Consider the following 14,267-nt stretch of genomic DNA (forward strand, 5'->3'; position numbering starts at 1 on the left):
ATGGCGATGGAAACCCAGGACATCATTAAACGCTCCGCCACCAATCCGATCACCCCCGCGCCGCGCGCGCGGGATTTTAAGGCGGAAGTGGCAAAGCTGATTGATGTCTCCTCCTGCGTAGGCTGCAAAGCCTGCCAGGTGGCCTGTTCCGAGTGGAACGATATCCGCGATGAAGTCGGGCACTGCGTCGGGGTTTACGACAATCCCGCCGATCTGAGCGCCAAATCCTGGACGGTAATGCGCTTTAGCGAAACCGAGCAGAACGGCAAGCTGGAGTGGCTGATTCGCAAAGACGGCTGTATGCACTGTGAGGATCCGGGCTGCCTGAAGGCGTGCCCGTCCGCCGGAGCGATTATTCAGTACGCAAACGGCATCGTCGACTTTCAGCAGGAAAACTGCATCGGCTGCGGTTACTGCATTGCCGGATGCCCTTTTAACGTCCCGCGCCTCAATAAAGAGGACAACCGGGTCTATAAGTGCACGCTGTGCGTCGATCGGGTCAGCGTTGGCCAGGAACCGGCCTGCGTGAAAACCTGCCCAACCGGCGCGATTCACTTCGGCAGCAAGCAAGAGATGCTGGAAGTGGCCAACGAGCGTGTGGAAAAACTGAAGAAACGCGGCTATTCCCATGCCGGGGTGTATAACCCGCCTGGCGTCGGCGGCACCCACGTGATGTACGTGCTGCATCATGCGGACCAGCCGGAGCTGTACCATAACCTGCCGAAGGATCCGCAGATAGATACCTCGATAAATCTGTGGAAAGGCGCGCTGAAACCGCTCTCCGCCGTTGGCTTTATCGCCACTTTTGCCGGGCTGATCTATCACTACATCGGGATTGGGCCGAACAAGGAAGCGGATGACGATGAGGAGGAGCATGATGAGTAAATCGAAAATGATTGTGCGCACGAAGTTTATTGACCGCGCCTGTCACTGGACGGTGGTCATCTGCTTTTTCCTGGTGGCGCTGTCGGGGATCTCGTTTTTCTTCCCGACGCTGCAGTGGCTGACCGAAACCTTCGGTACCCCGCAGATGGGGCGTATTCTGCATCCGTTCTTCGGGGTTCTGATTTTCGTGGCCCTGATGTTTATGTTCGTGCGCTTTGTCCACCATAATATTCCCGACAAACAGGATATTCCCTGGCTGAAAGGGATTATCGAGGTGCTTAAGGGCAATGAGCATAAAGTGGCGCGGGTAGGGAAATACAACGCTGGCCAGAAAATGATGTTCTGGACGATCATGAGCATGATATTTGTGCTGCTGGTCACCGGGGTGATTATCTGGCGGCCTTATTTTGCCCACTATTTCCCGATTCAGGTTATTCGCTATAGTCTGCTGATTCACGCAACGTCGGCCATTATTCTTATCCATGCGATTCTGATCCATATGTATATGGCATTCTGGGTTAAAGGATCGATTAAAGGCATGATTGAAGGGAAGGTGAGCCGCCGCTGGGCGAAGAAGCATCATCCGCGCTGGTATCGCGACGTGGAGCGCCTGGAAGCGAAAAGGGAAAATCGCGAAGGGCTGAAGTAAGCCTTAACGTATTACCCGTTCCGGTTAATGCCGGAACGGGGGTTAATATCCTCAGGGGCATCAATTAGCTCACCTCTGACAGCGGTGAAAAATTGTCTCATTTATTTATGTCCGGGCGCGCGATCTGACGGTCTCTCTTTTTCTGACGACAGATATTTTCCTTTTTCCCATTAAGCCAGTTGGGTCGCTGTTTCAACGTAGCGCTATTAACGTCATTATTCGTTGTCTCTATAAAAACGCTATCGTTTAGGCGGATCCTTGCGTATTTTGCGCGGCGGCTTCCACAGAAAAGAAAATCACTGAAATTAATATTGTGGGTTGTCTTTACGCAGCGATAAAGAGTAAGCTGTATACGGTTCAAGGAAGTCCGGGTTATATTTGAGTAAAAAATGGAAGATGCTAAATTAATAAAAATCATGCATGAAAGTGGCTTTACAGATAAGCAGATCGACAAGTTAACGGCGAGATATAAGACGCTTTTATACTGTGCCGTTGACGAAGCGGCATCGCGCTTGCCCAGGGCAATATTTGTCCATGTATTCGTTCTTTTAATTATCGGGATCGGCATCCTGAAAGCGGTCCATGAAGGGACCTGGCATCCTGCGCAACTCATTATTTTCGCGCTACCGCTGGTCGTCGCCTGTGGGGTATCGCATCACTTCGCTCCGCTAAGTGAGGTATACAAAGCAGCAAAGGTGATGAAAAAGATCAAACATCAGCAGGTTCACTAATTCACTCGCGGATGAAGCGTTAACGGCGACTGACTGCCCGAGGCAATAAAATCATGAAAGCCATGCTTCGCTATTTTTTAAAGGATATTTATGACGGCATTTGCACTCACGTAATATTAATCTGCGCAATAGTACTTACAGGGCTTATTTACAGGGCTTTCGATTTTGACGTTTGGTTCACGCCTGCCGTTGTCATTGTTATATTGGTTGCCCATTGGGTATTAAGCCAATTCAGGATTTAATGATTGCTGTTTTTATGAACGTTGGATATGAAGTAATCACGCTGTTTTATGGATAAACAGGTTACGGAAGGTTTTAAACTGGTTTACCGCCAGAGAATGCATAATAATGCGACCGGTAAAATCCATAACAAGTGATTAGATGTATGAAAAAGACTATTTTTTCGTTAGCGCTTGGCACTTTTGGTCTCGGAATGGCGGAATTTGGCATCATGGGGGTATTACCTGAAATTGCCCGTGATGTCGGCATATCCATTCCTGCCGCAGGCAACATGATTTCATATTATGCGTCCGGCGTCGTGATCGGCGCGCCGGTGATGGCGATATTCTCCAGCCGCTTTTCACTAAAATCAGTGATGCTGTTTCTCGTAGCGCTATGCATTATCGGCAACGCCATCTTCACGTTCTCTTCCAGCTACTCGATGCTGGCGCTGGGGCGCCTCATCTCCGGGTTTCCGCACGGCGCATTCTTTGGCGTGGGCGCGATCATTCTGTCGAAAATTGCGCCGCCAGGCAAGGTTACCGCAGCGGTGGCGGGGATGATCGCTGGGATGACCGTCGCCAACCTGCTGGGGGTACCGGGAGGAACCTGGCTTGGCCATCAGTTCAGCTGGCGCTATACCTTCCTGGCGATTGCGGTCTTTGACGTCGCGGTGCTGGTGTCCATCGCCTGGTGGGTGCCGACGTTATTTGATAAATCAACCACGCGCTTGCGCTCGCAATTTCATTTTTTAACCTCGCCTGCGCCGTGGTTAATTTTTGCCGCCACCCTGTTCGGCAATGCCGGCGTCTTCGCGTGGTTTAGCTATATTAAGCCGTTTATGATCAACGTCTCCGGCTTCGGTGAAAGCGCCATCATAATGATTATGATGCTGGTGGGTCTGGGGATGGTTCTGGGGAATTTATTTAGCGGTAAAGTTTCCGCACGCTACAGTCCGTTACGTATTGCCGCCGTGACGGATGGCGTTATCGTTTTGACCTTATTACTCCTGTTCCTGCTGGGTGAGAATAAAACCGCCTCACTAACCCTGGCGTTTATCTGCTGCGCGGCGCTGTTTGCCCTGTCGGCGCCGCTGCAAATCATGCTGCTGCAAAATGCCAAAGGCGGCGAGATGCTGGGCGCGGCGGGCGGCCAGATCGCCTTTAATCTTGGTAGCGCCATCGGGGCGCTGTTCGGCGGGATGATGATTACGGCCGGCCTTGGCTGGCGTTCTGTTGCCTTACCGGCCGCGCTGCTTTCGTTTCTTGCGCTCAGTTCACTGCTGATTTATGCCCGCTATCAGCAGCGTTCTGTCTGACGAAATCCGCAGGCGGCTAATCCTGCCACGGCTCCCCGAGGGTCAGCATTAACCGGTTGGCCCAGGCGAAGAAGGCTGCCGATTGCAGCAGATCCAGTTGGGCGAGGGTATCCAGCTGTTGCTGTTCGACGGCCGCAAGGTGGCTCGCGGCCAGGGCGGGAGGGGTAACGGAAATCGCTGCGGCAAAATCAATGAGCGCCTGCCAGCGCGGCGTCTGCCCATCGCTCAGCTTCTCTCCCGGGGTCACCGCCAGCAGGGTCTCTACCGCCGTTTCATCTTTCGCTAACTGCGCGGCCTTGCGAGCATGCACCGAGGCGCAATAAATACAACCGTTGATTTTACTCGCTACCGTCGCCGCCAGCTCGCGTTCGGCACGCGGCAGGCCGCCGGGAGTATAAAAAATCCCTTTATCGGTTAACGTACGCTGCTCCAGCACCGGCTGGTTGCGCGCCAGCAGGCGGAAGTAGGGCGAGTCGCTGTGGCCGAATTTCGCCAGCAGCGCCTGCTCATCCGGGGTAAATTCCGCCAGCGGTTTAGCCGCCAGCCAGGGTTCCCAGTGCAGTTCATCGCGGGTGAAGCGCACCGGCGCGCGTTTACCGCTGAGGGTTTGCGGTGAGGTATGCCAGAATCCGGCTACGACCGGGGTCCCGGCAACCGGGGCGCTTTTACCGTTGAGCAGGCGTAGACCGTTCAACAGACGACTCTGGAAGCTGACAAACGCAATCAGCTGGGCCAGCGTCACGATAGCGCGCGGGCTCCATCCGGCGCGGGTTAATGCCTCCAGAGCCGAAGGCGTGGCTTCTACCGGCGCGAAGGTCAACAGCCGGGCAAAGGCCTGCGCCGGAACCAGCCGCGGCGAGGTCGGATCGGCAATCCCAAACCCGGCATAGTGGGCGGCCAGCGCATCGCTCTCATGCAGCTTCGCTACCCTGGCGGCAACGGCAAAACGTTCGTCGAGCGGAAAGTCGTTATCCTGCTGACCGAACAGCGCTTCATAGCTTCCCTGAGCATGATGGGTGGCCGCCTCGCGCACGGCTCTCGCCGCCGCTAAGGCGGAATCGGGGGCAATTTCTGCCAGTTCGGCCAATATATCCTGACTGAGCGTCATGGTGACTCCTTATCGTATCTGCGGGGCAATATGCTGAGCGATCAGCTCAATGGAACGAAGCGTGTCGCGGTGCGAGGGTTCAACGGAGTGCACCTGGAACGAAATATCGGTTACCCGCCGCAGGACGCTATCGCGCCCCAGCGAAGCGGCGACGTGCTGCGGGTCGCCAACGTGCGCGTCAAGCTGCGGTAAAAAATCTGTGACAGTGTCACCAATAATGTGATGACCTGAGGCGCGATGCTGGGCCGCCTGCTGACGCAGACCGGGTTCTGCGACCTGCAGCGCATACTGCTGGCTATCGGCGACAAAGGCCGTCCGCGAGGCGAGGATCCGTGGCTCGACGCCCGGCGGCAGCGCGGCGAGATAGGCGTCAATAATCGGATTCTGGATAGCGTCCAGCGGCAGCGTGGGCTGCCCTGAAGGACGCGGCTGGGTACGCGAAAGCATCAGGCCGTGTCCGGCCTGAGCCGCGCGCACCGCGCCTTCAACGGAAAAAGTGGCAATCCAGATACGCTCCGCCAACTGCGGTGCCTGGGGATAAAGATGATTATCCGGATGCGAAAGTGAATCTCCGCGCCAGGCGCTTTGAATCAGATGCAGGTGTTCGGCAAAGACTGCGCTGCGCTGGTCGATGGTCAATCCAAAGGGTAAAAACGAGTTCGGCGTGCCGCCAGATCCGAAGCCCACCTCCAGTCGTCCATCGGCGAGCAGATCCAGCACCGCCGCATCCTCGGCAACCCGCAGCGGGTTTTCCATCGGCAGGGTGATAATGGCGGTTCCCAGGCGAATGCGCTCCGTATGCGCTGCCGCGTGGGCGAGAAAGACCAGCGGCGACGGCAGGCCGCCTTCGTGCTCATGAAAATGGTGCTGAGCGACCCAGGCGCTGTCAAAACCCAGTCGTTCGGCGTGGCGAATTTGTTCGGTAGCCAGCCGATAGCGCTCACCTGGCGCGACGTGGTCCAGCAGGCGAGTGAAAAAACCCAGTCGTTTACGCGTCATGCGACCTCCTTGTTCGAGGGGGAAAAGTGGGGAATAGCGGCAATAAGCTCGCGGGTATACTCATGCTGCGGAGCGCTGAACAGTCGGCCGACATCGCCATGTTCAATAACCTGGCCCGCCCGCAGTACCGTCACGCTGTGGGCGATACGGCGAACCGTCGCCAAATCGTGGGTGATAAACAGATAGGTCAATCCCAGCTGTTGCTGCAGCTGCTGCAGCAAGGCGAGAATTTGCGCCTGGACGGTAACGTCCAGCGCCGAAGTCGCTTCATCGAGGACAAGGATCGTCGGTTCAAGGATTAGGGCGCGGGCGATAGCCACCCGCTGCCGCTGTCCGCCGGAGAGTTCACGGGCGGTTCGCGACAGCAGCTCCGGAGCGAGCGCCACGCGAGCGGCGACCGTTTCGACGCGCTGGCGTCGTATTCCGGCGCTGAAGCGGTCGAAGTTCTTTAACGGCTCTTCAATGATTTCAAACAGCGTTTGCCGTGGGTCAAGAGAGGCAAAGGGGTTCTGATAGACAAACTGAATTTTACGCCGTAGCTGGCGGAGCGCCTCCCGACTGAGATGCCCGGCATCAATACCATCGATGGCAATCTGGCCGCTATCCGCCTTTTCGAATCCCAGCAGGATCCGCGCAAGTGTCGTTTTGCCGGAACCGGACTCACCAACCAGCGCGTGCGTGCAGCCGCGCTTAACCTCAAAACTCACGGCGTCCAGCGCCTGCAAATGCGCCCGGCCTAATGAGAAGCGCTTGCTGATGTCGTCGACGCGAATCGCCGGCGTAGCCAGTACGCGACCGCCGGCGGGAGCCATGGTCAGCGCCGGGCCGTGAAGATCGCTGAGCAGCTGGCGAGTATAGGCATGCTGCGGCGTCCGTACCACATCGCGGGTCGCGCCTTGCTCCTGAATTTCGCCATGACGAAAGACCAGCAGGCGGTCGGCACGTTCGGCTGCCAGCGCCAGATCGTGAGTGACGAACAGCACCGCCGTGCCGGACTCCCGGCGCAGGGTATCCAGCAGATCGAGGATCCGCTTCTGTACCGTCACGTCAAGGGCGCTGGTTGGCTCATCAGCAATGATTAAATCCGGTTTCAGAGCGATGGCGATGGCAATCAGCACTCGTTGCTTCATGCCGCCTGAAAGCTGGTGCGGATATTGATCGAAGCGCTGCTCCGGGTGGCTCAGTCCAACCTTCGCCAGCAGCGCCAGTACCTGCGTTTTACGTTCCGCGGCGCTGCGTTTCTGATGGAGGCGCAGAATTTCACCTACCTGCGCGCCGATGGTTTTCACCGGATTGAGGGAGTTGCCTGGATCCTGGGGCACCAGGCTAATTCGCGCGCCGCGCAGGCCGTCGAGGCGTTTACCTGACCAGCCGCTAATGTCTTCACCGTTAATACTGATGCGCCCGCTGTCGCGCCGGGCATTCTCCGCCAGCAGACCCATTATCGCCTGGGCGGTAGTGGTTTTGCCCGAGCCGGATTCGCCGACGAACGCCAGCATTTCGCCGCGTTTTACCTGAAAACTGACGTTATGCACGACTTCACGCCATTCACTCTGCGAACGATAGCTGATGCGTAGGTTTTCTACGGTTAAAACATTCATCGGCGTTCTCCGCTAAATTGACGGCTAATACGATTGGCGGCAAGCACGACCGCAATCACCGCCATACCGGGAAGGGTCGTTAGCCACCAGGCGGTGGAGAGGTAGTTACGGCCTTCGGCGATCAGTAATCCCCACTCTGGTACCGGCGGCGGCGTGCCGTAGCCGAGAAAACTCAGGGTTGAGAGCGCCAGAACGGCCTGGCCGAACTGGAGCGTGGCGAAGGCCAGTACCGCGGTGAGCGAATTGGGTAAAATATGCCGCCAGAAGACGGCAAAAAAGGTGCCGCCGCTGCCGTAGGCCGCTTCGACGTAATCGCTGCGCCGTACGCGTACGACTTCCGCGCGCGCCAGGCGGGCAAAGCTGGCTATTGCCGCCACCCCGACCGCGACGGCGGCGTTGAGGGTGCCGAAGCCGAGCAGAATAATGACCGTCAGGGACAGCAACAGGGATGGAATCGCCAGCAGTACGTCGACCAGCCGCATGACGATCGACTCCACGCGTCCCGCCAGCGCGCCGGCCAGCGTACCCAGCGCGGTTCCGATGATCAGGCCAATCGCCACTGCCGCCAGCGCAGCGGAGAGCGAATGGGCAGCGCCGTAGACGATTCGACTCCACAGATCGCGACCAAGCTGGTCGGTGCCCAGCCAGTGACCCGCCTGGGGGGCCAGGCGCTGGGCGCCGGGGAAACCTTCCAACGGGTTATAAGCGGTAAACAGCTGCGGGACAACGGCCATTAGCGCAGCAACGATCATAATCGCCCAGGCCAGCAGCAGGCCGGGCTGGAAGCGTAGCGTGCGCCAGTCTGGCGAGCGGCGGCGGGCGGCGATTGCGTAATCAACCAGACTCATAGCGTACCTCCCTCAGCGGTTTTCAGGCGCGGGTCGAGCAGCGGCATCAGCAGGTCGACCAGCAGATTAATCAGGACAAAACCAAGGGCTGAGATCATCACCACCGCCTGCAGTACCGCGATATCCTGATTATTGACCGCCTGCTGCGTCAGCAGACCCAGCCCGCCGCGGCCAAACACGGTTTCGGTAATCAGGGCTCCGGCGATCAGTTCCCCGAGCAGCAGCCCGGCCATATTGAGCACCGGTAGCAGGGCATTGCCGGTAACGTGCCGCCACAGCACGCCGGTCTCGCTCATGCCTTTAGCACGAGCAACGGCCACAAACGGCAGCGCGGCGACCTGATCCAGACTGCGCATCAGAATTTGCGCCAGCGGAGCGGAAATCGGTACCGCGACGGCGACGACGGGCAGAATGAGTCCCTCAATCGGTCCCGGATTGATCACCGGTATCCAGTGCAGCTGAAAGGAGAAAAGCTGTATCAGGGCGATAGCGAGCCAGAACGTCGGCAGGGAGATAAACAGCACCGGCAGCGATTGCAGCGTATTGCTTAGCCAGCGCAGACCCGGCAGCCGTGAGGCGAAGGCGAGGGTAAAAGCCAGCGCCACCGCCAGCGCAAAGGCGGGGAGCGCGAGGCTTAGTGTCTGCGGCAGATTGCTGGCGATCAGCGCGCTCACCGGCAGTCCGGCCTGCAGCGAATAACCAAAATCCCCGCGCAGCATGGCGAAGAGGGTGTGGAGATACTGCTTCCACACCGGGCTATCGGCCCCCCAGGCGAGGCGCATTTCGGCGATCTGCTCAGGGCTGAGCCCCAGATCCGGATTCTGAAACTTGATCAGTACCGCATCGCCGGGCAGCACCTGTAACAGGATGAAGGAGAGGGTAAATGCCGCCCATAGCACCAGTAAACCCTGGCCGGTTCGCCGCAGAAGATAATGGCTCATCGCAGGCTCCTCAGTGCTTTTCCAGCCACGCGCCATAGAACGACGGGCGGCCTACCGCTTCAAAACTGACGCCTTTCACCCACGGGGCGCCGGCGAAGACCTGCGGTTCTTCAAATATCGGGATCACGTAGGCATTATCCAGCAGATAGCGTTGGGCATCGCCGGTGAGCTGGAGCCGTTTTTGCGGTTCAACTTCGGCTGAAATCGCGCTCAGCAATGCGTTGAGCTTATCGTCGCGGAACCCCTGTACTTTGTCGCTGGAGCCGCCTTTTTGCAGCAGCGCGTCGCGGTTAGTGGGGAAAAACATGCTTTTCACCACGTCGGGGTCGGCGCGGCCCACTTCCGACACGGTGAGCGGCGTTTTCAGCGGATCGAGGTTATCCAGCGTACGGCTGCCGGCATCGCCGGCTTTGACCGCCAGCGCGACGCCGACCTGACGCCACTGCTGAGCGACAAGCTGCAAAACTTCTTTATTTTGCGGTTGCGGCAGAGATTCATAGACGGTTAAGGCCAGCCGCTGGCCATCTTTGACCCGAATACCATCGGCAGCCGGTTTCCAGCCTGCATCATCAAGCAGTTGTTTTGCTTTGGCCGGATCGAAAGCCAGCTTGTCGCTGAGGTTAACGTACCCGGCGGCGGTACTGGCGACGACGGAGGTCGCCTGCGGATAGTTGGCGGAGAACAGCGTTTCGACTACCTGCCTGGCGTCGGTGGCGTGCAGCAGCGCCTGACGAACGCGCAGGTCGGCAACCAGCGGATTATCCGGCCGGAAGCTCAGGCTGTCGTTAACGCCGCGCGTGGGGGCAGCATAAATTTTAAAGCCCTGCCCGGTGGCCTGCTTTTCATCGTAGGCCTGTACCTGACGGATAAAATCAGCCTGGCCCGCCAGCAGAGCGCCAATGCGCACGCCATCTTCAGGGGTAACGATGTAAGTGATGCCATCGAGATTAGCTGGTCCCTGCTGGGTGAGATTTTTCGGTCCCCATTGATAATCTTTGCGCGCGACCAGAGTGAGTTCGCGCCCCGGCTTTTCATCTTTTACCGTAAAAGGTCCGGAGCCAATAATATGGCGGGCATCGCCCAGCTCTTCAAAATTACGCGCCAGGGTACTGAGGGATACCAGCCCGGAGCCGATGGTGGCGGTGCCCTGCAGAAATCCCGGCGAGGGCTTTTTAAAGTAGAACTTTACCGTCAGCGGATCGATGACTTCGCTGCGATCGTAGTTATTAATGACCTCAGACACCGGCAGGCGGTGCGCTTTATCACCGAGGCCGTAGGTATCAAAGTTTTTGGCGACCGCCCTGGCGTCAAGCGGGGTGCCATCTGAGAAGGTCACCCCGGGGCGAAGCTTAAAGGTATATTCGGTTTTATCCGCGTTGGCGCTCCAGCTTTCGGCGATCCACGGCTCCACCTGCAGCGTTTTCGGGTTCTGCCAGGTGAGCTTATCGGTTATTTGATTAAGAATGCCGCCGTTGGGGTAGAAGCCACCGGCCGGTGGGTAAAGATTAGTATGCGGCTGCTGCTCCAGATAGATTAACGTACCGCCTTTAACCGGGGCGTCGGCGGCCCAGGCGGAAAACGCGCCGGTTAAAAATAGCGCCGCCAGCGCGGGCAGGCGAAAACGGATGTGCATGGTGAATTCCTTTGTTATCTCTTGTTTAGTCATCATCGGGCGCGCGTTTTAACAAAGGAAGTAAGGATTTGCGCTAAGCATTTGCGTAAAAAGCATTTATATCCTGCATACCACAGGCTGCGCATAGCGGGGAGAGCGTTGTTAATGAAGGTGGTAGCCGGTTCGATATTTATCGGCTGAACGATGATGAGCGTAAGAAAGGATTTCTGCCGGGCATCATGTAAATATGCGCAGCAGAGCTACCTGCATAAGGGGATAAATGGAACCTCTCCCGTAGCGAGAGAGGCGAGAAAATTAACGGCGGAAATCAATCACCATACGACCGCGAATTTGTCCCTGTTCCATCTCCTTAAAGATGGCGTTGATATCACCTAGCGGGCGCAGGGTGACCTTCGGTACCACCTTACCCTCGGCGGCAAACTGGAAGGCTTCGGCCAGATCCTGGCGCGTACCCACCAGAGAACCAACCACCTCGATACCGTCCAGTACCAGGCGCGGAATATCCAGGCTCATGGCTTCCGGAGGCAGGCCGACGGCCACCACGCGTCCGCCGGCGCGAACCGCATCCACCGCAGAGTTAAACGCCGCTTTGGCGACCGCCGTCACGACTGCGGCATGGGCGCCGCCGGTTTTCTCGTGGATAATTTTGGCCGCGTCTTCGCTGCGGGAATTGATGGTCAGATCTGCGCCCATTTCTGCGGCCAGTTTCAGCTGTTCATCATTAACGTCAAGGGCGATGACCTTGGCGTTAAAAACGTTTTTCGCATATTGCAGGGCCAGGTTACCCAACCCGCCGAGGCCATAAATGGCGATCCACTGGCCGGGTTTGATATGGGAAACTTTTACCGCTTTATAGGTGGTGACCCCTGCGCAGGTGATGCTGCTGGCTGCCGCAGAATCAAGACCATCCGGCACTTTGACCGCGTAATCGGCAATGACGATACACTCTTCGGCCATCCCGCCATCAACGGTGTAGCCCGCATTTTTTACCGAACGGCACAGCGTTTCGTTACCGCTGTTACAATATTCACAGTGACCGCAGCCTTCGAAGAACCATGCGACGCTGGCGCGATCGCCCGGCTTGAGCGAGTGCACGCCAGGGCCGACCTGCTGCACCACGCCCACGCCTTCATGGCCCAGAATGACGCCGGTTTTATCGCCGAAATCGCCGTTCTTAACGTGCAGGTCGGTATGGCAGACGCCGCAGCAGTCCATTTTTAAAAGGGCTTCGCCGTGCTGTAATGGGCGAAGTGTTTTTTCCGTAACATTGACCTGATGATCTTGCGTGACGACGGCAGCTTTCATTCTGTTCTCCTTATTAAACATAAGCGTATTAACACAATATTTGTTTTTACGCATGTTAACCAATAGCTTAAATTGCCAATAAATCAAGGTAATAATAGATTTTTATGCTGGTTAAAGATTTCTTTTGTTTGTTTTTCGAACAGTTTTTCTTATGTTTCTGCGCGTCATATTTATGTCACTTGCATGTCATGAAATTTTCATCCGCGATCTCTATCGTTCTGTTTTTCAATTTCTTATTAACCTAGAGCGACATGACAATGCATCTGGCGAAAACCCTCCTGGCCGCAGGCCTTCTGCTTTCTACCGCCGTTGAGGCGCAAAACGTGCTGGATTTTCCGCAGCCGAACAACAACCCTGAAGAGTTTTACGCCGTAACCGAAATCCCGGCGGGCGGCATTATCAAATACGAAACGGACGCCAAAACCGGCTTTCTGATCGCCGATCGTTTCCAGTCGATGCCGGTGGCCTATCCGGCTAACTACGGCTCGCTCACTCAATCGCTGGCAGGGGATGGCGATCCGCTGGACGTGGTGTTTTATACCCGCGCGCCGATGGCCCCGGGAACGCTGATTAAGCTGCGCACGATTGGCGTGCTGAAGATGATTGATGGCGGCGAGAAGGACGACAAAATCATTGCCGTTCCGGCAAGTAAAATCGATCCAACCTACGATGACGTGATTAACATCAGCGATCTGCCGAAAATTGAGCAGGAGCGTCTGCAGGCTTTCTTCCGGGTTTACAAACAGCTGCCGGACGGACGCAAAAAAGTCGAGCTGGACGGCTTTAACGATGCCGCCGCCGCGAAACAGGAAATCAAAGCGGCATGGGAAGCGTGGAAAGAGAAAAATCCGCAATAAGTACAAAAGCGGGTAAAGCCGGCAGGCGTCTTTTTCCCCGCAAGGTGGGTATCGGCATGGTGTCACGCGCGAGTAAAGTGCGAGCATTCACCCCGTTCAGTTGAGGCCAGTTCAGGGAGGAGGCAACACGGCGGCTTGACAGCACGCAGCAGAAAATGGTTGTATCATGCAACTATTTCTGGCAGAGCTGACCTCAGATGAACTCACCCGCGCTTGTTGATGAAATTCGTACCGCTTCCCGCCTGATGGTGCGTGAACTGGGCTTTATGAGCACCACGCTGGCCGCTACGGCGTACTCACCTTCGGCGGTACATACGCTTGTGGAAATTTCTCTACGCGGCGCGATGACGGCCGCTCAGCTGGTGCAGATCCTGGGGCTGGAAAAGTCTAGCGTCAGCAGGATGCTTTCCCGTCTGCTTGCCGCCGGGGAACTCCGGGAAAAAACGTCCTCCCGCGACGGGCGGATTAAGCAGCTTGCGTTAACGGCGCAAGGTGCGGCGACGGTCAAAAAAATTAACGCCTACGGCGCTATGCGGGTAGTGGATGCGCTGGAACACCTGAGCGATGCGCAAAGACAGTGCGTCGCTCAGGGCCTCACAACCTGGGCCTGGGCGTTGGAAAAATGCCGCGACGTCGAGGCTACAGGCTCGAAAAAGACGATTGATATCGCTACCGGCTATCGGCCTGGAATGATTGGCCGCATAGCGCAAATGCACGGCGAGTATTATGCAAAACATTATCAGTTTGGTGCTTTTTTCGAGAGTAAAGTCGCCAGCGGGCTGGCGGAATTTTCAGCTCGTCTCGATAAACCGTGCAACCGTGTTTGGCTGGCCGTTCAGGGCGAGCAAATTGTCGGATCGGTAGCGATTGACGGCGAGGATCTGGGGAATAACCAGGCGCATCTGCGCTGGTTTATTCTCGACGATAGCTGCCGGGGTAGCGGCATTGGTCGGCGCCTGCTGAGCGAAGCCATGGCTTTTTGCGATAGCCGGGACTTTGCATCAGTACAGCTATGGACCTTCAGCGGCCTGCACGCCGCCCGCAGGCTGTATGAATCCTTTAGTTTCACGCTGGATAAAGAGTGGCAGGGCGAACAGTGGGGCAGGACGATGACCGAGCAGCAGTTTAGTCGAATCAAACCGCGACCGGCGACTCATACTAAGTAAAATCCCG

General features: G+C 56.9%; 13 protein-coding genes. 6 read left to right on the plus strand and 7 right to left on the minus strand.

Going from position 1 to position 14,267, the window contains the following annotated elements; genetic code table 11:
• The 4 genes from fdxH (at position 1) to araJ (ending at position 3,802) form a co-directional block, all read left to right on the plus strand.
• Complete coding sequence (gene fdxH, locus ACSIPU_RS01175) at positions 1-885, plus strand: formate dehydrogenase subunit beta (RefSeq protein WP_017145927.1); 885 nt, start codon at positions 1-3, stop codon at positions 883-885.
• Entirely contained in the window at positions 878-1,534 is a 657-nt protein-coding gene (gene fdnI, locus ACSIPU_RS01180; RefSeq protein ID WP_004101923.1) for a formate dehydrogenase-N subunit gamma, read from the plus strand. The genes fdxH and fdnI overlap by 8 nt, the downstream gene beginning before the upstream one ends.
• Positions 1,535-1,923: 389 nt before the next feature.
• Positions 1,924-2,265: a hypothetical protein gene (locus tag ACSIPU_RS01185; protein WP_004112879.1), complete on the plus strand. Its 342-nt coding sequence runs from the start codon at positions 1,924-1,926 to the stop codon at positions 2,263-2,265.
• 385 nt (positions 2,266-2,650) lie between these two features.
• The gene (gene araJ, locus ACSIPU_RS01190) at positions 2,651-3,802 is read left to right on the plus strand and encodes an MFS transporter AraJ (protein WP_004112882.1); all 1,152 of its coding nucleotides are present in this window, start codon (positions 2,651-2,653) and stop codon (positions 3,800-3,802) included.
• A 16-nt stretch (positions 3,803-3,818) separates the two neighbouring features.
• Here araJ and ACSIPU_RS01195 read toward each other — a convergent pair whose 3' ends face one another.
• From ACSIPU_RS01195 to adhP, 7 genes are all read right to left on the minus strand, one after another.
• Positions 3,819-4,910, minus strand: coding sequence for an alkylhydroperoxidase domain protein (locus ACSIPU_RS01195; protein WP_017145925.1), 1,092 nt, complete (start codon positions 4,908-4,910; stop codon positions 3,819-3,821).
• A 9-nt stretch (positions 4,911-4,919) separates the two neighbouring features.
• Positions 4,920-5,909, minus strand: coding sequence for a putative FMN-dependent luciferase-like monooxygenase (locus ACSIPU_RS01200; protein WP_196557587.1), 990 nt, complete (start codon positions 5,907-5,909; stop codon positions 4,920-4,922).
• Positions 5,906-7,510, minus strand: a complete 1,605-nt coding sequence (locus tag ACSIPU_RS01205; protein WP_049101486.1) for a dipeptide ABC transporter ATP-binding protein — start codon at positions 7,508-7,510, stop codon at positions 5,906-5,908. Before ACSIPU_RS01205 ends, ACSIPU_RS01200 begins: the two co-directional genes overlap by 4 nt.
• Positions 7,507-8,358: an ABC transporter permease gene (locus ACSIPU_RS01210; RefSeq protein ID WP_004101938.1), complete on the minus strand. Its 852-nt coding sequence runs from the start codon at positions 8,356-8,358 to the stop codon at positions 7,507-7,509. Before ACSIPU_RS01210 ends, ACSIPU_RS01205 begins: the two co-directional genes overlap by 4 nt.
• On the minus strand, positions 8,355-9,299 hold the full coding sequence (locus ACSIPU_RS01215; RefSeq protein WP_017145923.1) for an ABC transporter permease: 945 nt from the start codon (positions 9,297-9,299) through the stop codon (positions 8,355-8,357). Before ACSIPU_RS01215 ends, ACSIPU_RS01210 begins: the two co-directional genes overlap by 4 nt.
• 10 nt (positions 9,300-9,309) lie before the next feature.
• Positions 9,310-10,932, minus strand: coding sequence for a TIGR04028 family ABC transporter substrate-binding protein (locus ACSIPU_RS01220; RefSeq protein WP_023320922.1), 1,623 nt, complete (start codon positions 10,930-10,932; stop codon positions 9,310-9,312).
• Positions 10,933-11,226: 294 nt separating this feature from the next.
• On the minus strand, positions 11,227-12,237 hold the full coding sequence (gene adhP / locus ACSIPU_RS01225) for an alcohol dehydrogenase AdhP (RefSeq protein WP_004101944.1): 1,011 nt from the start codon (positions 12,235-12,237) through the stop codon (positions 11,227-11,229).
• A gap of 257 nt (positions 12,238-12,494) precedes the next feature.
• Between adhP and ACSIPU_RS01230 the strand changes: the two genes are divergently transcribed.
• Together ACSIPU_RS01230 and ACSIPU_RS01235 are read left to right on the plus strand one after the other, a co-directional pair.
• Positions 12,495-13,094 (plus strand): inorganic diphosphatase, encoded by a 600-nt coding sequence (locus ACSIPU_RS01230; RefSeq protein ID WP_023320923.1) that lies wholly within the window; start codon positions 12,495-12,497, stop codon positions 13,092-13,094.
• A 197-nt stretch (positions 13,095-13,291) separates the two neighbouring features.
• A complete protein-coding gene (locus ACSIPU_RS01235; RefSeq protein WP_004101948.1) occupies positions 13,292-14,260 on the plus strand; it encodes a bifunctional helix-turn-helix transcriptional regulator/GNAT family N-acetyltransferase in 969 nt (322 codons plus the stop codon).
• Positions 14,261-14,267 lie beyond the last annotated feature (7 nt).

Origin of the sequence: Klebsiella sp. HN106, from assembly GCF_051209435.1 — a bacterium.
GTDB lineage: Bacteria > Pseudomonadota > Gammaproteobacteria > Enterobacterales > Enterobacteriaceae > Klebsiella > Klebsiella oxytoca.